Here is a 24,484-nt window from a genome sequence, read left to right as displayed (position 1 = left end):
TAACTTATTAATCTGTTTTCGGCTCAATATCACGAATATGTTGTCGAACGGAGATATAACTACCTAATAAACCTAAGCCGACCGCAAAACCAATCAGTATCATACTTTCATCAAAAGTTAAGCCTTGTAGGACAAAGTTGCTACCATATAAGTCGGTGAGAGTCGTTAACGCGCCAGAAAGGTAATAGGCCAGTAATGCAATAGCGATGCTCGCAAATACGCCGCCAAAAATTCCATACCACATACCTGAATACAAAAAAGGACGCTGGATAAAACTGTCAGTCGCTCCCACTAGTTTCATTACAGCTATGGCATCTTTCTGATTAATAATGGCTAAGCGTATGGTGTTACCAATAATAAGTACCACAGACAAACACAGTAAAAATGCCACACTTGAGACAATATTTTCTATTAATGCGGCCATAGCCTCTAAACGCGATAACCATTCTAAATCTAATTTGCCTTGCTCAACTTCGCGCTCTTGCTCTAACTTAGTAAGCAAGTCGCCTGCGGCATGTGCTTGTGAAGCTCTTTGAGTCGGTGTTACCAATATCGTTGCAGGTAAAGGATTATTATCTAAATACTCCAATGCTTGACCAAAGCCAGATAACACTTTGAATTCTTTTAAAGCATCGTCTTTAGAAATATATTTAACTTTAGCAACCTCTGGATACAGCATAATTCGCTGTACTAAATTTTGAGCCGCTTTATCACTTACCGATAAATTTAGAAATAAGCTAATTTCAGAAGCACTGTCCCACTGCTCAGTGACTTGCTTAGCATTTTTTACAAACAAATGCAGCGTTGCCGGCAAAGTTAAACTAATACCTAACACTAAAACAGTCATAACGGTGGTAAAAGGAGTGCGCCATAAATCGCCTAAGCTGCCAACAGCTTGTTGAGCATGACGAACTGGTAAAGAAAGTAATCGCCGAATAGCACTCGATCGCTTAGGTGATTCCATTGTTGGCAAAGGGTTACTCATAACTCACTCCTTGACCAATATTCGCGGTTTCACCATGATTAAGACCATCTGTTATCATGGTGCCTTCTTTAATCGTCAGCGTTCGATATTTCATGCGAGCAATTAACCCCAAGTCATGCGTGGCGATCAACACAGTTACACCTACGGCATTAAACTCTTCAAATAATCGAATAATATCCATCGACAATTTAGGATCTAGATTACCTGTGGGTTCATCGGCTAATAATACTGGAGGTTTATTCACTATGGCTCTAGCGATCCCCACACGCTGTTGTTCACCACCAGACAACATGTAAGGATAACATCGAATTTTATTACTTAAATGCACTTTTTCTAAAGCAACTTCCACCCGTTTTTTTATTTCTTTATGGCTGTAGCCTTCAATAATTAAAGGGAGGGCAACATTGTCAAAAACAGTACGATCGGTGAGTAAATTATGATTTTGAAAGATCATACCTATACCACGACGAACATAAGGAATTTCGTTATATTTTATATTGGCTAATTCAGTACCATTAATTTTAATGCTACCAGAGCTGGGCTTTTCCATTAAACTAATTAATTTTAATAACGTACTTTTACCAGCTCCCGAATGTCCGGTTAAAAAGGCCATTTCCCCTTGTTCTAAATCAAAGCTCACTTGCTTTAACGCGAGAAAACCACCAGGGTATGTTTTATTTACATTATTAAAACGAATCATATTATAGTTATTATAATCACTAGTTGTTTAAGGGCATTATGTAAGATTATGACTTTTCAAACAAAGCTTCAATAAAATCATCGGCATTAAACGGACGTAAATCGTCTATACCTTCACCAACCCCTAAATTACGAATAGGAATAGAGAATTTATCTGCGACGGCAAAAACAACGCCACCTTTAGCGGTACCATCAAGCTTAGTCAGCGTTAAGCCTGTTAAATTAACCGCTTCATTAAACAGGTTGGTTTGACTTAAAGCATTTTGTCCTGTACCTGCATCTATAGTTAACATCACTTCGTGTGGTGCATTTTCATCGATTTTTTTCATCACGCGAACAACTTTTTTAAGCTCTTCCATCAAGTGACCTTTATTTTGCAAACGTCCAGCGGTATCAGCAATCAACACATCAACTTTACGTGCTTTGGCAGCACTAATAGCATCAAAAATAACAGAAGCGCTATCAGCACCGGTATGCTGAGCCACCACAGGGATATCGTTACGCTCTCCCCATACTTCTAGTTGCTCTACCGCTGCCGCCCTGAAAGTATCGCCTGCTGCTAACATCACCGATTTACCTTGTGCTTGGAACTGTTTAGCCAATTTTCCTATTGTAGTGGTTTTACCTACGCCATTAACGCCCACCATTAAAATAACATACGGTCCATTGTCAGAATTAATCGCTAACGGTTTAGATACTGGCTCAATAATTTTTTTCAGCTCTACTTTAAGTAAGTCGTAGAGTGCCTCGGCATCTTTTAATTGTTTTCTGTTGGCAGACTCTGTTAGAGACGCAATTATTTTACTGGTTGTATCAACACCGACATCAGCCAATAGTAGATGTGTTTCTAACTCTTCAAATAAGTCTTCATCGATTTTCTTACCACGAAATAAATCAAATAACCCACCACCTAAATTTTGGCGTGTTTTTGTTAAACTTTGTTTTAACCGACTAAAAAATCCTGATTTTGGCTCTGGCTCTGGCTCTGGCTCTGGCTCTGGCTCTGGCTCTGGCTCTGGCTCTGGCTCTGGCTCTGGCAGGTTATTCGTTGTTGTTTCTATAGCTTTTTCAATAACTTCTTGTTGCTCAGCTTCAACTTTATTACCATTTTCTGTATCGTCAGAAGGTATTAGAGTTTCTGGAGATTCTTGAGGTGAGTCAATATCAGTTGTAGGCGCTTCTTCATTCGCTATCGTTTCTTTCGCTTCTTTCTCTTTCTGGCCACCTAAACCTAACCAAGAGAACATACCTTTTTTCTTAGACATAAATTTTTTTCAATCAAGACGGGGATAAGGTTATAATTGCCGCTATAGTAACACCTAAAAATTAAGCTGTCAGTGATATGAATCATACAAAAAAGCATCCAACAAAAAATAGCGCAAAAGGCAGCATTAGAATTATTGCAGGAAAACACCGTGGACGTAAATTACCGGTATTAATGGCTGACGGTTTAAGGCCAACAACAGACAGAGTTAAAGAGACTGTTTTTAACTGGTTAATGCCTTATATTCAAGAGGCTAACTGCTTAGATTGTTTTGCAGGCTCAGGGAGTTTGGGTTTTGAGGCGCTATCTCGCGGCGCAGAGAAAGTTACCTTGTTAGAGTTAAATAAAAACGCTGCTAATCAGCTAAAAGAAAACAAACAACTGCTTAAAGCTGACAACATAACAATAAAGCAGACGAATACCTTAGAGTATTTACAAAATACGGCAGAACCATTTGATTTAGTCTTTTTAGATCCTCCTTTTAATAAACAGCTTGTCGAACAATGCGCAGTTCGACTTAACCAGGGTTGGTTAACAAGTGATGCTTTAATTTATGTTGAAATGGAAGCAAATGGACAAAAACAGCATTTGCCTGAGAATTGGCAACTGTTAAAAGAAAAAGTGGCAGGACAGGTAAGTTATCAGCTTTATCAAAAGCGTTAAAGTCACCCCAACAACCACTTTTAAGCGTGAGTTAAATTTCTATCCCTAAATTAGACAAGCCCTCTTCAAGAACTAACGCTTTAGCTTTTATACAGCTCTGTTTATTTTCAGGTGCTGTTTTGAGAAAATGAAACAACTCTGTTTGTGTATCTTCTTCCCATTGCATTAACGGATGTTGACTTATTTGTTCAGGACTAATCTCATCTTCGCTTTGCGCATCCAGTTCTTCTGCCAACAAAAGCTCCACATAAAAACTGACACTGTTGTGAGATAAGCGTCCAACATTCGACATGCCTTCATCGTCTTTATCTTGCATCGCTTGTAACAATGACATTAATGCCATACATACATCCAAGGCAGGAAAAACACCAAAAGAGTCAAAATGCTCAGGGTTTGGGGTTTGTTCTTCTAACTTAGTAAGCTGTGCAGAAAAATTAATTTTACATCGATTGTTTTTATCTAACCATTGCCAAATTAAATCAAGTTGATTACGAACTACCCGATAGTCACCAAACTCCTGGGCTTCACTAAACATTTTATAGTTAGGTAACATTCGCTCTAAAAGTGCACCACAAAAAGCAATTTGTTGCCACTGGCTGAGGGTATTTAACGCAAGGCGTGTAGTCAAAATTAACACTCTATTATTAATTAAAAAGGAAGTATTTTTTACTCATTCAATACAGATAAGGCTAATAGAAAAAAGGCATTTAATCATAAATGCCTTTTTATCGTTTAACTAACCTTCGTTTTTAGCCAATTGTCTTTGTGCATATTCAAATCGTAAACGATACTCTGTCAGTTTATCTTCTAATTCACCGACACGTTGCTCAAATTTAGTGGTAATTTCGTGATTCTCATCGCGAAGGTACTTAATGGTTTCTCGTGCTTGATCGCTATCGCTGGCAAATTTGGCTTTTGCACTATCAATACGTTGTTGAGCATTACCATGTTCGCTTTGTGCTTCACTAAGCTGCTTTTCTAATGCTGCAAGTTTTTCTTGATATTGACCTGCTCCAGACTTTTGATTAGCAAGTTCAGCTTCACTGCCTTCAAGTTTAGCTTGTAATTCAGTAAGTTGTGTTTCTAGCTTTTGTTTTTCAGTTGCTAATGCGGCTTGAGAATCTTTCAATAATTGACTGTCTGTAGTAAATCTTTTTTCATCAACTAATTGCTTTTCACTCAATTTGCTCATTTGTTCTTGATGATCTTTAGCAGCTAGTTGTATTTTTTCACTACTTGCTTTTTGTTCTTCTGTTAGTGAATCACACTGTTTTTGCAATGCTGCATTAGCCGCTTCTAACTCGCTAAGTTTATCTGCTGCGGCAGCCTTATCTTTATCTTGATCACTGTTGGCTTCTTTGAGTGATTGAAATTCTGCACTTTGAGCTTCAACTTTTTGTTTTTCTGCAGCTAACTCTGCCGTTAGTTTTTCGATTTGCTGCTTGCTAGCTTCCGCTTCACTCTCTTTTTGTTTTAATGCAGTCTCATCGGTTGTTACTTTTTCTTTATGAGTCGCAATAATCGCCTTTAAAGCCTCTTGTTCTTTATTCAAAGCTTCAATGGCTTTTTTATGTTGCTCTTCTGCTTCAACTGTTTGTTTTTGCTTATTTTCTGATAAGGCTAATTTTTCATTAAGTTGAGCAAGTTTGGCATTTAACTCGGTGATTTGTTTCTTTTCTTCAGAAGAGCCACTTGCTTTTGCTTCTAGCAGCTTACTTTGTTCTAACTGTAGCTGTTCTAAATCGCTATTCGCTTTATTAACTTGTAACTGCAGTTCTGAAATTTGTTTAGATTGTAAATCTAATGCCACAACTTTAGCTGAATCAGATTTAATTAAGGTAGCTGCAGACTGTTCGAGCTTTGCATTACTTTCAGACAGTTCTTTTACTTGTTTTTCAGCGCTAGCAATTTTATCAACAGTTTCAGATTCTTGCTTAATAAAGGCGTCAAGCTTTGCTTGTAAAGCAACGATTTCTTCAGATTTAGCTTTTAGCAAAGCTTCGTTTTCTGAAGACTTCGAACCATTGGCTTCTGTTAACTTTTTAATTTCTGCTTCGCTAATTGTTAGTTTTTCGCTTAATTGTTGTTTTTCTTTTTCAGCGGTTTCTAATTGGGTTTTAGCATTAGTTTTTGCTTGGGTAATCTCTTCTTGAAGTGATTTTTGTGTTTCTTTTAACGTAATAAAGTGAGCATGTTGCTCAACTTTTTCGTTTGTCAGCTCTTGGCTTGAAGCAATAGACGTAATCATAGCAGAAATTTTTTCTTCTACCTGAATGTAAATGTCACCAGCTAAACTTTGTATTTGCTCTTCAAAATCCTTTGAAAGCTTATTTTTATTTACCATTTCATCCTCGTTTTTACATCTCATCAACAAGTTGCCAGAGCATAACCTATCACATGATTAACATTCTGTTAAATTTAATCCAAAAATAACTCTTTTATGCGGTATGTACAACGCCGACCACCCTCTAAGAGGTACTCTTCTCGCTCAATCGCATAATTTTCACCAAAACACATTTGAAAAATAGCCAACTCTGATCGGCAAAAGTTTTGACAACTGCTTGCCGCACTACAAATAGGACAATGATTTTCAATTAATAGATACTCAGACGCTGATATTTTTTCTACTGTTGCCATGTAGCCTTCTTCAGTACGAAGTTCTGACAATTTAGTCACTTTAGTAAAAATATCATTACACTGAGTTAACGCAGTTTGATACAAGAGTGAAATTTTACTCTCTCTATCGCTAATGAGTTTATTTAAACCTTGATCGCCAAAAAGCTGTTTAACCGAATCTATTATTTGAATGGTTAAATCAGCATGTCTATCAGGAAAACGACTATTTGCTTTAGTGGTAAGTTGCCATAACAATTTGGGTCGACCTACCGAGGCTTTTTGTGAAAAAGAACTAACGAGTTCTTGTTTCTCTAATCGTAATAAATGCTGGCGAGCTCCCATACTTGTCATATTAAGTTGTTGAGCAAGTTCGCCAGAAGTCATTGCGCCTTGATTTTTAAGCTGAACTAAAATTTCATCAATGTTTTTTATTTGCGTCATCAAGGTATTATGTCGATATTGACTTATTTTTTAAAGTTTTATGTTTATATTCTTTTTTACTTGCACAAAAAAAGAGACTCTCGTCTCTTTTTAATTACACATAAATAATGCTGAGATTATTTTTGTTCTTCTGCGGTAACAGGTTTAATTTGAATACCGTTAATTTTTACATCAGATATTTCGTTACGCGCTTTAATTAAACGATTAACTTGTGCTAGTGAACCTAACATTGCGTGTAGAGGAATAAACAAACCACGTTTATGGAAGTCTAAAACTTTATCATCACTTAGTGCGATTAATTTTTCTTCATTAACCGTATAAATTCCGACTAACTTTTTGTTGTCGCCGTTGCTAGCATTAATGTTTAATTCAAGCTCTTGTAATAAATCATTATCCACTAACTCTTTGATGAATTTATCAGTCATCACTTCATTGTCGTATAACTTACCTAATGACTCTTGAACATTTTTTAATACTTCACTCTCTTCACCATTGTCATCAAATAAAGCAACGTCTTTATCTTCACCAACAAATGGGCTATCAAGATCGATACAAACAGTTAATGTGTTTTCTTTATCAGGATCAAGACCTAACATAAATGGTACCATGCCAATGCTTTGAGGCATAAACAAGCCTGTCCATTCTTTGTCTTTTAAAAATAAATTTTCACCTGATTGCAAACCAAGCATTACAACACTACGGTAACGATTCGTTTCTGGCTCTTTAATAATAACAACAGGAAAATTACTTGCCGCTTTTGCAAACTCTGTTGCAGTAACTGGTGCAATATGCTGTCCAGCAACGTGCGATAAATCTCTTTGTTGAGATAATTTTAATTTTTGATGTTGGTCTTTTTTAACTGCTACGATATTAGCCATGAACTTAATCTCTTTTTAAATGCTTTATTTATAAATGTAATAATTAGCATGTTGTTATAATCTTAAAGAAGTTATGGAGACAGCGATATTCACTTTCAATGGTAAATTTCAATTTAATTGAAATTTACCCAATAAATATATCTTTATATTAATATTTAACCAACATTAAAGGCCGTTTACCTTATGATAAAACTTAATTTTTTAGTGTTTGTTGTCTTATTTATTTTCTTTAGTTTTTCTTATGCAAAGGTTAATTTTTCTGTAGTTCACGGGAAAAATCACGAAGGCCTTGCTCAAGTAAAGATAGTTAATGAAACAAAAGCTGCACTCGCGTGTTACGTCGCTATTGATGGATATAAAATAAAATTTTCATTACCTGCTTACTCTTCGTCCAAATGGTATAAAGCTGTCGATAGAAGTTTTAATTACAGAAATTTCAGTACTTGGTGTGATTACTTAGAGCTACACCCAGAATATAAAGCAAAGCATTAAAATACAAACAACAAAGTAAGGATAAAAAAAATATAAACAAGTAAAGAAAGATGAAACCACAGATTAGCTATAATCTCTTCTCAAGAATATACTCCCACATATTACGATTTAATCAAGACGCTATCGCTCCCACGACAATAGCGTATTAAAATAGCTATTTAACAAGGAATTTTTACATGCTTATGTTGCTGCGTGTTATTTGGTCAGTGATTTTCATTTCTGCTTTTACAGGTTGCGCCTCACTGCCTAAAGAAATAAAACACCCAGCAGAGCCTATACCTCATAAGCTAAACAGCACGTTAAATGACTTAACTAACACTTATTATGCTTCACAGCCTACACAAGCCCAAGAAACTAGTGCTGTTTTAATACAAAATACTGGTTGGGATGCCTTAGCTCAAAGGTTAGCTCTTATAGAAACCGCTGAGTACAGTATCAACATGCAATATTATATTTGGCATTCTGATAGTTCTGGACGTTATCTCGCAAGCCGTATAATTGCAGCCGCAGATCGTGGTGTTAAGGTGCGTTTACTGCTTGATGATATTAACCTTAATGAGCGAGAAAACTTGTTAGCAGCACTTGATACTCATCCTAATATAGAGATCCGCATTTTTAACCCTACACCTAGTCGCCGTGGCCTAGCCAAGTGGTTGAGTTTCCTCAGCGACTTCTCTCGGTTTAACCACCGCATGCACAATAAATCATTTACCGTTGATGATGTTTTATCAATTGTTGGCGGTCGTAATATTGGAGACGAATATTTTGATCTTTCTAATGAAATAAATTTTCGAGATCGTGATGTGTTAACGATGGGAAAAGTCGTTACTGAAATCCAAGTAAGCTTTGGCAATTACTGGAATAGTCGATGGTCATACCCCATTAACTTACTGGCTGACAATATCAAGCAACATAATTGGCTGCAAAATAAAACCAATGCCCCTAATTTTAAACATTATCCTGCTTTACCGGAAGGGCGCTTGAATGCACAACATTTTTTACAAGCTACTTTAGGTAAAATGACCAGAGTACAAGCACATTTTATTGCAGATAGACCCGTTCCTGTAGATATAGCTAACACCAGCGAACCCATGGCTACTGCACGATTATTAGCGCGACTCGCTAAGCAATCTCAACAAGAAATATCATTAGAGTCTGCCTATTTAATATTTGACGATAAGCAATTAGCCGGATTAAAAGCTTTAACCGACAAAGGCATTTCAATCAAAGCATTAACAAATTCAATGGCCTCTAATGATCTAGCAACTAATCATTCAGGCTATGCTGCTCGGCGAAAAGGTATGCTTGACAATGGTATGAAATTATTTGAATTAAAACCAGATACTGCCTTGTGCGTTAAATCAACAAAAGATCTATCCAAATGCGCCCCCAATATTGCTTACGGCCTCCATGCTAAATCGATTGTTTATGATAAAAAAGTCGCCGTTATTGGCTCTTTTAATTTCAATTTACGCTCAACCTATCTCAATACTGAATCGATTTTAGTCATTGAAAACCAAACAATTGCTCAAAACCTTGCCAACGATATAGAGCAAGCAATGAACGACAATAATAGTTGGCGACTTCAGTTGCATAATGATGAAGTTCGTTGGTATTCAGGTGAGCAATATTGGGAAAATGAGCCAGAAACCGATCGTTGGCAGCGAAGTATGTCGCGCTTATTACAGTTGTTACCAATCGAAAAGTATTTATAGTTATCAAGGTGACATAGTCATCTGGCTGGCTTTTTTTGTTGATAAAAAACTAACTTAGCGATAGTTTAATGGCACTTGTTTTATCCTCTGGATTGTTAACCGCATGACCTATAAATATTATTCTATTATTTGTTCATTTTTTGTTACTTTACTCGTCTCTTTTAATTTATCTGCCACAACTTCAATAAATAATATGTGGCCAGGTAGTCAATACAATGCATCTACACCAACATTTAAGAAAGTGCTCGGATATGATGTTGGCGAGCGTATTACTAATTACAACGATATGCTGCGTTATTTTGAAGCTTTAGAACAAGCGGAACCAACGAAGATAAAACTTTTTGAGTATGGCCGCACATGGGAAGGGAGAAAGCTTATATATGTTGCTATAGGCAATGCTAAAAACCTTTCAAATCTTGATGATTTTGCCGAGAAAATGCAGCAACTATCAGATCCGAGAAAAACAGATAAAGCCGCTGCTAAAAACTTAATCACTCAACTACCTGCTTCTGTATGGTTAGGTTATGGCGTACACGGTAATGAAATTAGCAGTACAGATGCCGCCATGATGATGGCTTATCATTTATTGGCAGCACCTAATGAAGCAACCAACCAAAAGATTTTAAATAACACTATTGTATTTATTGATCCATTACAGAACCCTGATGGACGTACTAGGTTTACTAGTCGCTATTATGCAACCGTAGGTATGCAACACAGTGATGATCGTTTGAGTGCAGAGCACAATGAGCCATGGCCAAGTGGTCGTTCAAATCATTATCTATTTGATATGAATAGGGATTGGTTAGCAATAACACAACCTGAAACTGCGGGTCGAATTAAGGTAATGAACCATTACCGTCCGTTAGTTGTTATTGATTTACATGAAATGGGAGGCGATCAAAGTTATTATTTTTCTCCTTCAGCTCAGCCATTTAATCCTCATATGACAAAAACACAGATAGATAACATGTCTATTGTCGGTAGAAATAATGGTAAGCACTTTGACCGTTTAGGTTTTGATTTCTTTACACGCGAAATATTTGATGCTTTCTACCCAGGTTATGGAGACAGCTGGCCAACTTTTTATGGCGCGTCAGCATCAACTTATGAGGTTTCTTCATCCCGAGGCGAATTATTTAAAAAAGATTCGGGGGAAACCTTAACTTATTTTAATACAGTGCATCGCCACTTTGTTGCCTCTGTTTCTACTGCTGAAGCGGTTGCAGAAAATCATAAAAAGTTATTGAGTGATTATTACGACTATCAAGTTAGCGCCATTTCAAAAGGTAAAGATAAGAAAAAAGATCGTTTCTATATAATGCCAAATAAGCGTAATAAAGCGGGCACTCATCGCCTTGCTACGTTAATGGCACAACATGATGTTGAGGTATTTAGAGCAAAAAAAGCGTTTAAAAGTTGTGGAGAAAAGTACCAAGCTGGCGCTTATTTTATCGATTCAGCACAACCTAAAGGCCGCTTCGTAACAACCACTTTTAGTAAACAAGTGGATATGGACAGCAAGTTTATTAAAGAGCAAGAACGCCGTCGCAGTCGCAAGTTAGATGATGAAATATACGACACAACAGGTTGGTCTCTGCCGCTTATGTTTGATGTTGACGTTGAACATTGTGGTAAAGCAATAAGTGTTGCCACAGAAAGAGTTAACAGTAGTGATACTTTAATTGGCCATGTTTCTAATATTAACGCAACGGTTGGCTATGTTGTGGAATGGGGTGATATGGCTGCAGGTAGATTCTTAACGGCCGCATTATTACAAGGAATTTCAATAAAAAGTGCCGATAAAGCTTTTATTTTAGACAATAAATACAAATTTACAGCAGGCTCACTCATTATTGAAAAGCGTACTAATAGCGATGATTTAGCTGATAAAATAGAAAAAATTGCCGTTCAAACTGGTGCTCAAGTTATTGGTGTAAACACGAGTTGGGTTACCGATGGTCCTAGTTTTGGTAGTGGCAATACCGTTAACATGATTGCGCCAAAAATAGCGATGGCATGGGATGAGCCAGTAAGTTCACTCAGCGCCGGAAATTCAAGGTTTGTCATAGAGCGCCAATTAAACTATCCGGTAACAGCCATACGTACACCTATGCTTAAATCGGCGAATTTATCAAATTATCAAGTGCTTATTTTACCTTCAGGTAATTATATGGATGTGCTAGGAAAAAGCGGTGCCGATAACATTAAACAATGGGTTGAACGTGGAGGAGTGTTAATTACGTTTGGCAATGCCACTAAATTTGCTGCAGACCAATCAATTGGATTATTAGAAGTGCAAAGAGAAAGGGCATTTAAAGAACAGTCTGATGATAAACAAACACCGAAGGAAGATGAAAAAGAGTCGATGGTAGATGGACAATTATTTACGTCAAAAGACAACTTAGTCAGTGCGAGTGAGAATATTAAAGAAAAACCTGACTTTGTTGCTGGTGTATTAGCTAATATTGAAGTTGATCAAGAGCATTGGCTGACAGCAGGCGTTCACAAAAATTTAACCGCAATAGCTTATGGCAATGATATATATACGCCCATCAAATTAGCATCAGGAAAGAACGTTGCGTGGTTTAGTAGCGCTGATAATGTATTAGCAAGTGGTTATCTTTGGAAAGAAAACAAAAAACAATTAGCTTATAAACCTTATTTGATTCATCAACCTACGGCTAAAGGCATGATTATTAGCTTTACTCAAGAACCGACAACAAGAGCCTACCTTGACGGTTTAAATGTTATGTTGTTGAACACTATTTTTAGATCTGCGGCCCACGCCTCGCCGTTACGATAATAAATGATACTGACAGCTAAACTTTAACCTGCTGCGTTTAATCATTTTTCATCAATTGGATCTAGCGAGCTTGCTAAATCAAGGATAATTTGGTCTCCAGTTATATTTAATACAAACCGGAGACCAGTAATTATCAAACTATATTATAGCCACACAAATATTGAATTGAAGAATTTTTAGTTTGTCAAAGAACAAAAAAGCGACCACTCAAAGAGTAAGCCGCTTTAATTCACATGGAGGTGGTTCCAACTTTATTTAGAGCCCACAACAGTTAAATCCCCCTATAAACTTCTATTCAACCGTAACAGATTTCGCCAAATTACGGGGTTGATCGACATCAGTCCCTTTAATTATTGCGACATAATACGATAATAGTTGTAAAGGAAGTGTGTAAACAATAGGTGCGATTAGTTCATCACACACAGGGACATTAATGACCTTCATGGTGTCATCACTAGTAAAGTTAACGTTGCTGTCAGCAAATACATACATTAAACCGCCACGAGCTCTTACTTCTTCGACATTAGATTTTAATTTTTCTATTAAGTCATTTCGCGGAGCAACTACAATAACAGGCATTTCCGCATCGATAAGTGCTAAAGGCCCATGCTTTAATTCACCTGCGGCATAAGCTTCAGCGTGTATGTAGGAAATTTCTTTCAGTTTAAGTGCACCTTCCATTGCGATAGGGTATTGATCGCCGCGCCCCAAAAATAACGCGTGTTGTTTATCGGCAAAATCTTCAGCTAAATCTTCAATTGATGAGGCGAGGGCAAGTACTTCATCTAGCTTTGCCGGTAACGTCATGAGTGCTTGTGCAATCTCAGCTTGTTTTTCATTCGTCATACCATGATGTTGCCCAATTGCTAAGGTCATCATCATTAAGCCTACCAGTTGGGTAGTAAATGCTTTGGTTGAAGCGACCCCAATTTCTGCGCCAGCTTTGGTCATAAAAGCCAAATCTGACTCTCTTACTAATGAAGAGCCAGCGACATTACAAATAACTAAACTTGATTGATAACCAATTTCTTTTGCTAAGCGTAATGCCGCTAAGGTGTCTGCGGTTTCACCAGATTGAGAAATAGTTACAATGAGTGAGTTTTTTGGGACAAAAGATTTTCGATATCTAAACTCACTGGCAATTTCGATATTACAAGAAACTCCTGCGAGCTCTTCTAGCCAGTAACGCGCCACCATACCTGAGTGAAAGCTTGTGCCACAAGCAATAATTTGCACATGTTCCACTTCTTTAAAAATATCATCTGCACCTTCACCAAAGGTATTCACGTCAAGTACGCCATTAACTAAGCGACCTTCTAACGCATTGCGAATCGCAGTAGGTTGTTCATAGGTTTCTTTTAACATGTAATGACGATATTCACCTTTATCGCCGGCATCGTTTGTTGCTTCGGTTTCTTTTATAGCTCGTTCAACCTGATTACCAGCACAGTCGAATACTGTCACATCAAATCGAGTAACTTCTGCAACATCGCCTTCCTCTAAAAATGAAAAACGACGAGTAACTGGTAATAATGCCATCATATCTGAAGCAATAAAGTTTTCGCCTAAACCGTAGCCGATAACTAATGGACTTCCAGAGCGAGCAACAACAATTCGATCTTTATCACGAGCATCCATCACCACAGTTCCGTAGGCACCTTCAAGTTGTTTTACTGCTTTTTGAACAGCACTACGCAATGAGTCACTTGTTTTTAACTCATGATGTACCAAATGGGTAATGACTTCTGTATCTGTTTGAGAAATAAACTCGTAACCTAAAGTTTGTAGACGTTCCCTTAAAGCTTCATGATTTTCAATAATCCCATTATGTACAACAGCAATAGTATCATCTGACATGTGTGGGTGAGCGTTCACTTCACTTGCAACACCATGAGTAGCCCATCTTGTATGTGCTATACCGGTACCACCAACAATAGGTTTTAATGCTAATGCTTCAGACAATTCTTGTACTTTACCTACTCGCTTAACGCTACTTAGTTGATTATTAGTATCAATTATTGCGACACCCGCAGAGTCATAACCTCGGTACTCTAATCGTTTAAGTCCTTCAACTAAAATATCTGCTACATCACGTTGTGCCACTGCACCTACAATTCCACACATAGTGTTTGTCCTTTTATTATATGTTTTGTAAAACTCATTATTTAATTAGCAATAACGAGTTTAATATCTTGTTCTATTAATTGTTGTTTAATTTCTGTTGATAAGCCGTTATCAGTTATCAATGTATGTATTTGTTGCCACGGCAATTCTAAATTAGGTATTTTTCTGCCAATTTTATCCGATTCAACCATAACGATGACTTCTCTTGAAACCTCAGCCATTACTCGACTCAGGCCTGTAAGCTCATTAAAAGTAGTAGTGCCGCGATTAATATCAATACCATCAGCGCCGATAAACAATTGATCAAAGTCATAGCACCTAAGTGCTTGTTCAGCGACTTGCCCTTGAAAAGCTTCAGAATGAGGGTCCCAAGTGCCTCCAGTCATCAATAGTACGGGTTCGTTTTCTAATTCACGTAGCTCACTCGCAATAAATAAAGAATTAGTCATGACGATCAAGCCTTTTTTATTTTCGAGTTCTTTAACTAAGGCAGATGTTGTTCGGCCACTATCAATAATAATACGATGATGATCTCGGATCATGCTCGCGGCTTTTTTTGCAATCATTAACTTTCGTTTCGAAAGGTTTTCGTTTTTAGGTTCTATTATTTCTTTCGGTAATGAAATTGCACCGCCATAGCGCCTGAGCAGTAAACCGCTGGTTTCTAAAGCCGCTAAGTCTTTGCGTATAGTGACTTCAGATGTGTTAAATTGTTTTGCAAGCTGATCAACACTAACTTTACCGCTTTGATTAAGCTCTGTAATGATAGTGTGTCGTCTTTGTTGGGTATTTCTTTTAGACATAATCTATAGCTATTGCTTGGTAAAACACTTTAAGTTTCGATTTGAAAGTTATTGTATTAAAACAAAACTAAAGACGCAAATTTTTATAGGAGTGAAAACAGTAACCGCTAGCCTTTTTTCATCAGCCAATAGCGATATTCGTCTGTTTTTTGATATTCAGCCATTGCTGATTTTAATATTTCGACTAATCTTTTATCTGAATTGAGACTCAAAGCTAAATAACTCGCACGTCTATCAGCAGAAATTATTGGGTTAAAAACCACTTCGTTTTCTTTTTTATTTTCATCGATATACTTTTTAATCGCATTCGGATCATAGTAAATAAGATCAACTTTTCCAGATAAAAGTAATTGATAACCTTTTTCAATATCGGCGACTACATAAAGGTTTTTCTCTTCAGAAAATCCCCTTTTTATTAATTCTGTATAGCTGTCAGAACCTCTTGTTACCGCAATAATTTTTTCTTTAGCCTGTGAATCTGAATTAACTAAATTTTCTGGTTTACTTTTTAAGGAAATAAAAACCCTAGATAGCTCACTAACAATTCCTATCCAATGAAAGTTTTGTTCTCTTTCAGGTGTTCTTATCATACTTAATATTAAGGTGTTTGGTCTTTTTGAGGCAAGTTTGAATGCTCTGGCCCATGGCATAAATTCTATCGAAGGTTGATGTTCAATAGCTAAGAGTAAAGCCTTGGCTATTTCTGCTGTAGGGCCTTGTGCTTTATTGTTTACGCTATATTGCAGTAATTTATGCTCAGTGGCGACTACTCTAAGATCAGCATAGTTTTGTGCCATTACTAACGAGCAGCTGACAAAGTTTATAAATAGAACAATTAAAAGTTTCATATATTAACAAGGCAATGAATGTAATAGCGCAGAAGTAACTATTACGAATACAAAAGTTTAGTTGGCGCTATCATGCGCCAACAAATACATTTACCAGTTTACTTTTTAACAGGTCTCGACCAATTCGCGATATTTCTTTGTTTGCCTCTGGCTACAGATAAATCGTTTTGATCAACGTCTTTAACAATAACCGAACCTGCCCCAATTGTTGCCATTGCGCCAATATTGGCTGGTGCGACTAATGAACTATTTGAGCCAATAAATGCGCCTTCGCCTATAGTGGTTTTAAATTTATTTACACCATCATAGTTACAGGTAATCGTTCCTGCACCAATATTGACTCTTGCGCCAATATCACTGTCTCCTAAATATGCAAGATGACCGGCTTTAGCGCCTTCTCCTAGCGTTGTTTTTTTCATCTCCACAAAGTTTCCAACATGAGAATCATTTTTCATTATTGAGCCTGGTCGAATTCTTGCAAATGGTCCTAATGAGCAATGCTCACCAATTGTAGCATCTTCAATAATAGAATTAGGCTTAATAACGGTATTTTTACCTATAGAACAGTCTTTTAAAATACTATTAGCGCCAATAGTTACACCGTCAGCTATTGATACCTTACCTTCAAATATACAGTTAACGTCGATAACAACTTCTTGACCAACTGTTATTTCGCCGCGTACATCTATTCTTAGTGGATCTCTTAATGTTGCACCTGCGATCATTAGGTTTTCGGCTTGTCTTTTTTGATAAGCGCGTTCTAAATTAGCTAACTGCACTCTATTGTTGGCTCCTTCAACTTCGATTTCAGTTTCTGGATGTGCAGTTTTAATTGCTTTTCCTTCAAGGTGAGCGGCCGCAATAATATCAGTAAGGTAATATTCTCCTTGTGCATTTTCGTTAGATAAATTACTTAGCCAGCGCTTTAAATCACCGCCATTTGCTAACAAAATACCAGTATTAGCTTCATTAATTAATAATTGTTCTGCATTCGCATCTTTTTGCTCAATAATACCGACAACAGTCCCGTTATCACGAACAATTCTGCCGTACCCCGTAGGGTTAGATAAATAAACCGTAAGTAATGACATGCCATCATCAGGTTTAACCGCTAAGAGTTGCTCTAACGTTGATACTTGAGTTAATGGCACATCTCCATAAAGTACCAATACATTTTCATCATCTTTTAGAAAAGGAGAGGCCATATCAACGGCATGCCCTGTTCCTAGCTGCTCAACTTGCTCAACAAACGTTAAATCATCACCTTGTATCTTTGTTTTTAATACATCACCGCCAAAACCATATACTACATAAATATTGTCAGCGTTTAACTGTCTAGCACTTTCTATGACATGACTGACCATGGGCTTATCTGCAATTGGGTGAAGTACTTTAGGAAGGGAAGAGCGCATGCGTGTGCCTTTACCTGCGGCTAAGATGACAACTGAAAGAGACATAATGATTCCGTTTATTTGTTAATTATAAATATTGTAACTGTAATGAATTTTCAAAACAGCTATTTTCAAGTGTTTTGCGAAATTTAAGTCATAAAAAAAGCGATACCTACGTAATGTAGAAATCGCTTTTTAGTCACTAAAACTTAGTGTTATCTTGTATTAGAAGTTCAGTTAATTAGATTAAACTTTCTTCTTAGTCGCTTGAATTACGCGTAATTGCGCAGTCACACGAGCTAATTCAGCTGAAACTTCAGCATAGTCAACATCACCGCTATGAGCACTGATATTTTCTTCTGCACGTTGTTTCGCTTCTATAACTGCTTGTTCATCTAAATCGTCAGCACGTACAGCAACATCTGCTAATACAGTAACGTTATTTGGTTGAACCTCTAACATGCCGCCAGAAAGATAAATAACTTCTTCCTCTCCGCCATATTTTACAATGCGAGCCATACCAGGTTTTAGTGAGGTCAATAAAGGTGCATGACCAGGCATAATGCCTAATTCACCTTCTGAACCTGTGATCTGTAATGATTCAATACGTCCAGAGAATAATTCCTCTTCTGCACTTACTACATTTAGATTTACCGTCATTGCTGACATTTTGACCTCCTAAAGAGGTGTTCAGCTTAGTTATTCATTTAATAAAGACTAAGCTAAAACACCCAAGCAAATTACATGTTTTTAGCTTTCTCAATTGCTTCTTCAATAGAACCAACCATGTAGAATGCTTGCTCAGCTAAATCATCGTATTCACCAGCTAAAATGCCAGTGAAACCTGCGATGGTATCTTTTAATGATACATATTTACCTGGAGAACCTGTAAATACTTCTGCTACGAAGAACGGTTGCGATAAGAAACGCTGAATCTTACGAGCACGAGATACAGTTTGCTTATCTTCTTCAGAAAGCTCATCCATGCCTAAGATAGCGATGATATCTTTAAGTTCTTTATAACGTTGCAATACGTTTTGTACACCACGTGCTACATTGTAATGATCTTCACCAACTACTAATGGATCAAGTTGACGAGACGTTGAATCTAACGGGTCAATCGCTGGATAAATACCTAATTCAGCAATTGAACGAGAAAGTACAACGGTTGCATCTAAATGCGCAAAAGTAGTAGCAGGGCTTGGATCCGTTAAATCATCCGCTGGTACGTATACCGCTTGGATTGAAGTAATTGAACCTTTCTTAGTAGAGGTAATACGCTCTTGTAAGATACCCATTTCTTCAGCAAGAGTTGGTTGGTAACCAACAGCTGATGGCATACGACCTAACAATGCAGATACTTCTGTACCCGCTAAGGTGTAACGGTAAATATTATCAACAAAGAATAATACGTCACGACCTTCATCACGGAATTTCTCCGCCATGGTTAAACCTGTCATAGCAACACGTAAACGGTTTCCAGGAGGCTCGTTCATTTGACCGTAAACTAACGATACTTTATCAAGTACGTTAGAGTCGTTCATTTCGTGATAGAAATCGTTACCTTCACGAGTACGCTCACCTACACCAGCAAATACTGAGTAACCGCTATGCTCGATAGCGATGTTACGGATAAGTTCCATCATGTTAACGGTCTTACCAACACCAGCACCACCAAATAAACCAACTTTACCACCCTTAGCGAATGGACATACTAAATCGATTACTTTGATACCTGTTTCTAACAATTCATTTGACATAGCTTGTTCAGCGTAAGCCGGAGCTTCACGGTGAATAGACCAACGAGCTTGCTCGCCAATTGGACCTGCTTCATCAATAGGTTCTCCAAGAACGTTCATGATGCGACCTAACGTCTCAACACCAACAGGAACTTGAATTGATTCACCTGTATTTTCTACATTAAGACCACGTTGTAGACCATCAGAAGTACCCATTGCAATTGCACGTACAACACCGCCACCAAGCTGCTGTTGTACTTCAAGTACTAAACCTGAAAGTTTACCTTCGGTTACTTTTAATGCGTCATATACTTTAGGTACAGCATCTTGTGGAAATTCAATATCCACAACTGCGCCAATGATTTGGACGACTTTACCTGTACTCATGTTTATTCCTCAAATTTAAATTTAACGAAAACTATTCTTTTACCGTTATACGGCTGATGCACCAGCAACAATTTCACCCAATTCTTGAGTAATACTTGCTTGACGTGCCTTGTTGTATACCAATTGTAAATCTTCAATTAAGTCGCCTGCGTTATCGGTTGCAGATTTCATTGCAATCATACGAGCGGCTTGTTCACAGGCTAAGTTTTCAACTACGCCTTGATATACTTGAGATTCAACATAACGAACGAGTAATTGTTCAAGCATTGCTTGAGCATCTGGTTCGTAGATGTAATCCCAACGATGTTTAATTTCTTCATCGTCAGACTTAGGTAACGGTAAAAGTTGATCGATTGTTGGTTTTTGCGTCATGGTGTTAACAAATTTATTGTAAACAATAAATAATCTGTCAATTTCACCATTATCATAGGCATTTAACATCGTCTTCACACTACCGATTAAATCAGTAACAGAAGGGCTGTCGCCTAAACCAGAAACTTGTGCAGTAACATTAGCGCCCATGTTGTTGAAGAAAGAAGTGGCTTTAGAGCCTACAACTGAAAATTCAACTTCACATTCTTTAGCTTGCCATTTGGCAGCATCTGCTAATACTTGTTTAAACAAATTAATGTTTAAACCACCACACAAACCACGGTCTGTTGATACTACAATATAACCTACACGCTTGACTTCGCGCTCTTCCAAATATGGATGGCGATATTCCAAGTTACCAAGCGCAATATGACCGATCACGTTTCGTATATTCTCAGCGTATGGACGAGAAGCAGACATGCCATCTTGCGCTTTGCGCATCTTGCTTGCTGCTACCATTTCCATAGCACTAGTGATCTTCTGAGTGTTTTTAACACTCGCGATCTTAGATTTTATCTCTTTACCACCGGCCATGACTTATCTCCGAAACTTTATTTATGAATAAAAAGTTCTTACCAAGTTTGTGTTGACTTGAATTTCTCAAGCGCAGCACTTAAACCTGCTTCGATTTCTTTATCGTAACCACCAGTTTCGTTGATTTTAGCCATCAACTCAGCGTTATCATTATTGATAAAGGTTAATAATGCTGCTTCAAAATCATTGATTTTGTTTAATTCAACATCATTTAAGAAACCTTTTTCAGCTGCAAATAAAGATACCGCAGTATCAGCAACAGATAACGGGCTGTATTGGTTTTGCTTCATCAATTCAGTAACACGTTGACCATGTTCTAATTGAGCACGAGTAGCATCATCTAAATCAGATGCGAATTGAGCAAACGCTGCTAATTCACGGTACTGAGCAAGCGCTAAACGAATACCGCCACCTAGTTTTTTGATGATTTTAGTTTGTGCAGCACCACCAACACGAGATACTGATAAACCTGCGTTAACAGCTGGACGAATACCTGAGTTGAATAAATCAGCTTCAAGGAATATTTGACCATCAGTAATCGAAATTACGTTAGTAGGTACGAAGGCAGATACATCACCCGCTTGTGTTTCAATAATAGGTAATGCAGTTAAAGAACCTGTCTTGCCTTTTACTTCACCATTTGTAAAGCGTTCAACATACTCTTCGTTTACACGAGAAGCACGTTCTAATAAACGACTGTGAAGGTAGAAAACGTCACCTGGGTATGCTTCACGACCTGGCGGACGACGAAGTAGTAATGAAATTTGACGGTAAGCAACAGCTTGCTTAGACAAATCATCATATACGATCAACGCATCTTCACCGCGGTCACGGAAATATTCACCCATTGAACAACCAGAGTAAGGTGCTAAGTATTGTAAAGCCGCTGCTTCAGAAGCTGATGCAACAACAACAATAGTATTAGCTAATGCGCCGTGTTCTTCTAACTTACGAACTACGTTTGCAACAGTTGACGCTTTTTGGCCAATTGCTACGTATACACATTTAATACCTGTATCTTTTTGATTGATAATGGCATCTAACGCGATAGCAGATTTACCGATTTGACGGTCACCAATGATCAATTCACGTTGACCACGTCCAATTGGAATCATTGAGTCAATTGACTTGATACCAGTTTGAACAGGTTGATCAACAGATTTACGTTCAATTACACCTGGAGCTTGAACTTCAACAGGAGAGAAACCATCGTTTTCGATTGTTCCTTTACCATCTACAGGCTCACCTAAGGTGTTTACAACGCGGCCTAATAAGCCACGTCCTACAGGTACTTCCAATATACGGCCAGTACCCTTAACTTTTTGTCCTTCTGCTAAATCAGCATATGGACCCATAACTACCGCACCGACCGAATCACGGTCAAGGTTTAACGCGATAGCATAACGGCTACCAGGAAGTTCGATCATCTCACCTTGCATTACATCAGCAAGGCCATGGATGCGAATAATACCATCTGTTACAGAAACGATAGTACCTTCATTACGAGCTTCGCTGACAACGTTAAACTGTTCAATTCTATTCTTGATCAGTTCAGCGATTTCAGTGGAATTCAGTTGCATGCTCTGTTCCCTTATCTCTTAAATGCTAAAATTGCATTGCTGTTGCTAAGCGGTTCAGTTTATTTTTAACTGAACCATCGATTACCATGTCACCTGCTTGGATAACCAAACCAGACACGACACTTGCATCAACATTGCAATTGAGCTGTACTTTTCGAGCCAAACGCTTTTCAAGCGCAGCACTTAAAGTAATTAATTTATCTTCTGTTAATTCAACAGCAGATGTTACATCCACAACAATTGTTTTCTCGTATTCAGCTTTTAATTCGCTAAATTGAGTAGCAACTTGTGGTAGCGCTAATAGGCGTCCATTTTCAGCCATAATTTTTACAAAATTTTGGCCTTCGCTATTTAATTGCTCACCACAAACCTTTAAAAAGATTTCTTGTGATTGAACAACAGACGCACCACCAGAAAGGTAACCAACGATGGTGTCATCTTTTGAAACTTCGGCAGCAAAAACTAGCATTTCTAACCAGTTTGCTACTGCATCAGCTTCAACAGCGCTTTTTTCCAAGGCGAAGTCGAACGCTGCTTTAGCGTAAGGACGAGCAACGGTTGTCAATTCAGACATAGCTCATTCCCCTCTTAAAGTTCAGCTACAAGTTTATCTAAAATGTCGCTATGTGCAGCGGCATCAATTGAACGTTCAAGAATTTTCTCTGCGCCAGCTACTGCTAAAACAGCAACTTGTTGACGAAGTTCTTCTTTCGCTTGATTACGTTCAGTTTCAATTTCAGCATGACCAGCAGCTAAGATTTTAGTTTTTTCAGCTTCAGCTTTACCTGCAGCTTCTTCAACTATTTGCGTCTCACGCTTTTTAGCAGCTTCAACAATGCTAGCTGCTTGCGCTTTCGCTTCTTTAAGCTGTGCTACTGCTTTTTCTTGAGCAAGCTCAAGATCTTTAGCAGCACGGTCTGAAGCAGCAAGTCCGTCAGCGATAGTCGCTTGACGAGCTTCGATGGCAGCCGTAATTGGCGGCCATACAAACTTCATGCAAAAAATTACAAATACGACAAATGCGATTAATTCACCAATTAAGGTCAGATTAATATTCATTTGTGTACCTCCTATGATTGTTTGTTAAAAAGACCAAATTTTTAGTTATAGTCCAACTACAAACAATAGGTATAAACCAATAGCAACACCGATCATAGCGATTGCATCGATAAGACCAGCAACGATGAACATTTTCACTTGAAGTTGTGGTGCAAGTTCTGGTTGACGAGCAGCAGATTCTAAGAATTTACCACCTAAAAGACCAAAACCAATAGCGGTACCTAAAGCACCAAGACCGATTAGTAGAGCAACTGCAATAGCAATCATATTTATCTCCGATTATTTAAAGTTAAAGTTAAAGTTGAAATCTAGTGATCTTCATGCGCTAAACTAAGATATACAATAGTTAGCATCATAAAGATAAACGCCTGTAATGGGATAACCAATAAATGGAAAGCAGCCCATAAAAAATGTACTGGCAATTGAGCTATGCCAATTGTCGCAATAAGTAAAAATATTAACTCACCTGCATATAAGTTGCCGAATAAACGTAGCGCAAGTGATAACGGACGAGCTAATAAGGTAACCATTTCAAGCACAAAGTTAACTGGGTAAAGTGACCAGTGACCAAATGGTTGAGTTGTTAATTCTTTAATAAAACCGCCTAGTCCTTTTACTTTTATTGAATAGTAAATAACTAGTATAAATACACCTAATGCTAGGGCAAACGTCATATTAGGATCGGTAGTTGGTACGGCTTTCATGTAATGAACGCCCATTAATTCAAATATTTTTGGAATTAAATCTACAGGAACCCAATCCATTGCGTTCATTAATAATACCCATACGAATATAGTTAATGATAATGGTGCAATTAACGGGTTATTACCGTGAAATGTACTTTTTACGCTATGATCAACAAACTCTACGACCATTTCAACTGCACATTGCAATTTACCTGGTACGCCGGTTGTTGCTTTTTTTGCGACAGAGCGAAATATAAAAAGAAATACTAAGCCTAAAAACACTGACCAACCTAACGTATCAAGGTGAATAGCAGTAAAGCCTTCACCGTAAGTTAAATTGGTTAAATGATGCTTAATATACTCTTGGCTGGTTAGTGTTGCGTTAGCAGCAGCTTCAGACAT

At 37.7% G+C, this 24,484-nt stretch carries 23 protein-coding genes; 4 read left to right on the top strand and 19 right to left on the bottom strand.

Features of this window, described 5'->3' with window-relative positions; translation table 11 throughout:
• Positions 1-7: 7 nt before the first annotated feature.
• Genes ftsX through ftsY form a run of 3 tightly spaced genes read right to left on the bottom strand, consistent with a single transcriptional unit; the run spans position 8 to position 2,949 of the window.
• Entirely contained in the window at positions 8-985 is a 978-nt protein-coding gene (gene ftsX, locus AC27G3_RS13375; protein ID WP_487122327.1) for a permease-like cell division protein FtsX, read from the bottom strand.
• Positions 978-1,685 (bottom strand): cell division ATP-binding protein FtsE, encoded by a 708-nt coding sequence (gene ftsE, locus AC27G3_RS13370; protein ID WP_487122325.1) that lies wholly within the window; start codon positions 1,683-1,685, stop codon positions 978-980. The genes ftsX and ftsE overlap by 8 nt, the downstream gene beginning before the upstream one ends.
• Before the next feature lie 46 nt (positions 1,686-1,731).
• Complete coding sequence (ftsY, locus tag AC27G3_RS13365; RefSeq protein ID WP_487122324.1) at positions 1,732-2,949, bottom strand: signal recognition particle-docking protein FtsY; 1,218 nt, start codon at positions 2,947-2,949, stop codon at positions 1,732-1,734.
• 77 nt (positions 2,950-3,026) lie between these two features.
• On the opposite strand from ftsY, the gene rsmD reads away from it, so the two are divergent.
• The gene (gene rsmD, locus AC27G3_RS13360; protein WP_487122322.1) at positions 3,027-3,611 is read left to right on the top strand and encodes a 16S rRNA (guanine(966)-N(2))-methyltransferase RsmD; all 585 of its coding nucleotides are present in this window, start codon (positions 3,027-3,029) and stop codon (positions 3,609-3,611) included.
• Between the two features lie 31 nt (positions 3,612-3,642).
• Here the strand turns inward: rsmD and AC27G3_RS13355 are convergent, their stop codons facing one another.
• From AC27G3_RS13355 to AC27G3_RS13340, 4 genes are all read right to left on the bottom strand, one after another.
• Complete coding sequence (locus tag AC27G3_RS13355; RefSeq protein ID WP_487122320.1) at positions 3,643-4,239, bottom strand: YjaG family protein; 597 nt, start codon at positions 4,237-4,239, stop codon at positions 3,643-3,645.
• A 108-nt stretch (positions 4,240-4,347) separates the two neighbouring features.
• Positions 4,348-5,955 (bottom strand): hypothetical protein, encoded by a 1,608-nt coding sequence (locus AC27G3_RS13350; protein WP_487122318.1) that lies wholly within the window; start codon positions 5,953-5,955, stop codon positions 4,348-4,350.
• Positions 5,956-6,029: 74 nt separating this feature from the next.
• The gene (locus tag AC27G3_RS13345) at positions 6,030-6,668 is read right to left on the bottom strand and encodes a helix-turn-helix transcriptional regulator (RefSeq protein ID WP_487122450.1); all 639 of its coding nucleotides are present in this window, start codon (positions 6,666-6,668) and stop codon (positions 6,030-6,032) included.
• Positions 6,669-6,784: 116 nt separating this feature from the next.
• Positions 6,785-7,546, bottom strand: a complete 762-nt coding sequence (locus tag AC27G3_RS13340; RefSeq protein WP_487122316.1) for a SapC family protein — start codon at positions 7,544-7,546, stop codon at positions 6,785-6,787.
• Between the two features lie 183 nt (positions 7,547-7,729).
• Here AC27G3_RS13340 and AC27G3_RS13335 point away from each other — a divergent pair, with 183 nt between their 5' ends.
• From AC27G3_RS13335 to AC27G3_RS13325, 3 genes are all read left to right on the top strand, one after another.
• Positions 7,730-8,038, top strand: a complete 309-nt coding sequence (locus tag AC27G3_RS13335) for a hypothetical protein (protein WP_487122315.1) — start codon at positions 7,730-7,732, stop codon at positions 8,036-8,038.
• 176 nt (positions 8,039-8,214) lie between these two features.
• Entirely contained in the window at positions 8,215-9,753 is a 1,539-nt protein-coding gene (locus AC27G3_RS13330; RefSeq protein ID WP_487122313.1) for a phospholipase D family protein, read from the top strand.
• A 103-nt stretch (positions 9,754-9,856) separates the two neighbouring features.
• Positions 9,857-12,559, top strand: coding sequence for a M14 family metallopeptidase (locus AC27G3_RS13325; RefSeq protein WP_487122311.1), 2,703 nt, complete (start codon positions 9,857-9,859; stop codon positions 12,557-12,559).
• Between the two features lie 291 nt (positions 12,560-12,850).
• Here the strand turns inward: AC27G3_RS13325 and glmS are convergent, their stop codons facing one another.
• The 12 genes from glmS to atpB form a co-directional block, all read right to left on the bottom strand.
• Positions 12,851-14,683 carry a glutamine--fructose-6-phosphate transaminase (isomerizing) gene (glmS, locus tag AC27G3_RS13320; protein WP_487122309.1) on the bottom strand — a complete coding sequence of 611 codons (1,833 nt, stop codon included), beginning with the start codon at positions 14,681-14,683 and terminating at the stop codon, positions 12,851-12,853.
• A gap of 41 nt (positions 14,684-14,724) precedes the next feature.
• Positions 14,725-15,486, bottom strand: a complete 762-nt coding sequence (locus tag AC27G3_RS13315; RefSeq protein WP_487122307.1) for a DeoR/GlpR family DNA-binding transcription regulator — start codon at positions 15,484-15,486, stop codon at positions 14,725-14,727.
• Between the two features lie 107 nt (positions 15,487-15,593).
• Positions 15,594-16,283, bottom strand: a complete 690-nt coding sequence (locus AC27G3_RS13310) for a substrate-binding periplasmic protein (protein ID WP_487122306.1) — start codon at positions 16,281-16,283, stop codon at positions 15,594-15,596.
• Between the two features lie 149 nt (positions 16,284-16,432).
• The gene (glmU, locus tag AC27G3_RS13305; RefSeq protein ID WP_487122304.1) at positions 16,433-17,791 is read right to left on the bottom strand and encodes a bifunctional UDP-N-acetylglucosamine diphosphorylase/glucosamine-1-phosphate N-acetyltransferase GlmU; all 1,359 of its coding nucleotides are present in this window, start codon (positions 17,789-17,791) and stop codon (positions 16,433-16,435) included.
• Between the two features lie 180 nt (positions 17,792-17,971).
• Positions 17,972-18,394, bottom strand: a complete 423-nt coding sequence (locus AC27G3_RS13300; protein ID WP_487122302.1) for a F0F1 ATP synthase subunit epsilon — start codon at positions 18,392-18,394, stop codon at positions 17,972-17,974.
• Between the two features lie 71 nt (positions 18,395-18,465).
• Positions 18,466-19,851, bottom strand: a complete 1,386-nt coding sequence (gene atpD / locus AC27G3_RS13295) for a F0F1 ATP synthase subunit beta (protein ID WP_487122300.1) — start codon at positions 19,849-19,851, stop codon at positions 18,466-18,468.
• Between the two features lie 45 nt (positions 19,852-19,896).
• A complete protein-coding gene (atpG, locus tag AC27G3_RS13290) occupies positions 19,897-20,757 on the bottom strand; it encodes a F0F1 ATP synthase subunit gamma (protein WP_487122299.1) in 861 nt (286 codons plus the stop codon).
• 38 nt (positions 20,758-20,795) lie between these two features.
• The gene (gene atpA / locus AC27G3_RS13285; RefSeq protein WP_487122297.1) at positions 20,796-22,337 is read right to left on the bottom strand and encodes a F0F1 ATP synthase subunit alpha; all 1,542 of its coding nucleotides are present in this window, start codon (positions 22,335-22,337) and stop codon (positions 20,796-20,798) included.
• Between the two features lie 25 nt (positions 22,338-22,362).
• Complete coding sequence (gene atpH / locus AC27G3_RS13280; protein ID WP_487122295.1) at positions 22,363-22,911, bottom strand: F0F1 ATP synthase subunit delta; 549 nt, start codon at positions 22,909-22,911, stop codon at positions 22,363-22,365.
• Positions 22,912-22,925: 14 nt separating this feature from the next.
• Positions 22,926-23,396 (bottom strand): F0F1 ATP synthase subunit B, encoded by a 471-nt coding sequence (gene atpF / locus AC27G3_RS13275; protein ID WP_487122293.1) that lies wholly within the window; start codon positions 23,394-23,396, stop codon positions 22,926-22,928.
• Positions 23,397-23,441: 45 nt separating this feature from the next.
• Positions 23,442-23,663, bottom strand: coding sequence for a F0F1 ATP synthase subunit C (gene atpE / locus AC27G3_RS13270; RefSeq protein ID WP_487122291.1), 222 nt, complete (start codon positions 23,661-23,663; stop codon positions 23,442-23,444).
• A 41-nt stretch (positions 23,664-23,704) separates the two neighbouring features.
• Complete coding sequence (gene atpB, locus AC27G3_RS13265) at positions 23,705-24,484, bottom strand: F0F1 ATP synthase subunit A (protein WP_487122289.1); 780 nt, start codon at positions 24,482-24,484, stop codon at positions 23,705-23,707.

Source organism: Colwellia sp. SU-HH01217, assembly GCF_057543495.1.
This window is presented reverse-complemented; position numbering and strand designations above follow the sequence as displayed.

Bases quoted from the DNA above. Each gene is read 5' to 3' on its own strand.
- ftsX (WP_487122327.1), bottom strand. From the start codon at position 985: ATGAGTAACCCTTTGCCAACAATGGAATCACCTAAGCGATCGAGTGCT.
- ftsE (WP_487122325.1), bottom strand. From the start codon at position 1,685: ATGATTCGTTTTAATAATGTAAATAAAACATACCCTGGTGGTTTTCTC.
- ftsY (WP_487122324.1), bottom strand. From the start codon at position 2,949: ATGTCTAAGAAAAAAGGTATGTTCTCTTGGTTAGGTTTAGGTGGCCAG.
- rsmD (WP_487122322.1), top strand. From the start codon at position 3,027: ATGAATCATACAAAAAAGCATCCAACAAAAAATAGCGCAAAAGGCAGC.
- AC27G3_RS13350 (WP_487122318.1), bottom strand. From the start codon at position 5,955: ATGGTAAATAAAAATAAGCTTTCAAAGGATTTTGAAGAGCAAATACAA.
- AC27G3_RS13345 (WP_487122450.1), bottom strand. From the start codon at position 6,668: ATGACGCAAATAAAAAACATTGATGAAATTTTAGTTCAGCTTAAAAAT.
- AC27G3_RS13340 (WP_487122316.1), bottom strand. From the start codon at position 7,546: ATGGCTAATATCGTAGCAGTTAAAAAAGACCAACATCAAAAATTAAAA.
- AC27G3_RS13335 (WP_487122315.1), top strand. From the start codon at position 7,730: ATGATAAAACTTAATTTTTTAGTGTTTGTTGTCTTATTTATTTTCTTT.
- AC27G3_RS13330 (WP_487122313.1), top strand. From the start codon at position 8,215: ATGCTTATGTTGCTGCGTGTTATTTGGTCAGTGATTTTCATTTCTGCT.
- AC27G3_RS13325 (WP_487122311.1), top strand. From the start codon at position 9,857: ATGACCTATAAATATTATTCTATTATTTGTTCATTTTTTGTTACTTTA.
- glmS (WP_487122309.1), bottom strand. From the start codon at position 14,683: ATGTGTGGAATTGTAGGTGCAGTGGCACAACGTGATGTAGCAGATATT.
- AC27G3_RS13315 (WP_487122307.1), bottom strand. From the start codon at position 15,486: ATGTCTAAAAGAAATACCCAACAAAGACGACACACTATCATTACAGAG.
- AC27G3_RS13310 (WP_487122306.1), bottom strand. From the start codon at position 16,283: ATGGCACAAAACTATGCTGATCTTAGAGTAGTCGCCACTGAGCATAAA.
- glmU (WP_487122304.1), bottom strand. From the start codon at position 17,791: ATGTCTCTTTCAGTTGTCATCTTAGCCGCAGGTAAAGGCACACGCATG.
- AC27G3_RS13300 (WP_487122302.1), bottom strand. From the start codon at position 18,394: ATGTCAGCAATGACGGTAAATCTAAATGTAGTAAGTGCAGAAGAGGAA.
- atpD (WP_487122300.1), bottom strand. From the start codon at position 19,851: ATGAGTACAGGTAAAGTCGTCCAAATCATTGGCGCAGTTGTGGATATT.
- atpG (WP_487122299.1), bottom strand. From the start codon at position 20,757: ATGGCCGGTGGTAAAGAGATAAAATCTAAGATCGCGAGTGTTAAAAAC.
- atpA (WP_487122297.1), bottom strand. From the start codon at position 22,337: ATGCAACTGAATTCCACTGAAATCGCTGAACTGATCAAGAATAGAATT.
- atpH (WP_487122295.1), bottom strand. From the start codon at position 22,911: ATGTCTGAATTGACAACCGTTGCTCGTCCTTACGCTAAAGCAGCGTTC.
- atpF (WP_487122293.1), bottom strand. From the start codon at position 23,396: ATGAATATTAATCTGACCTTAATTGGTGAATTAATCGCATTTGTCGTA.
- atpE (WP_487122291.1), bottom strand. From the start codon at position 23,663: ATGATTGCTATTGCAGTTGCTCTACTAATCGGTCTTGGTGCTTTAGGT.
- atpB (WP_487122289.1), bottom strand. From the start codon at position 24,484: ATGTCTGAAGCTGCTGCTAACGCAACACTAACCAGCCAAGAGTATATT.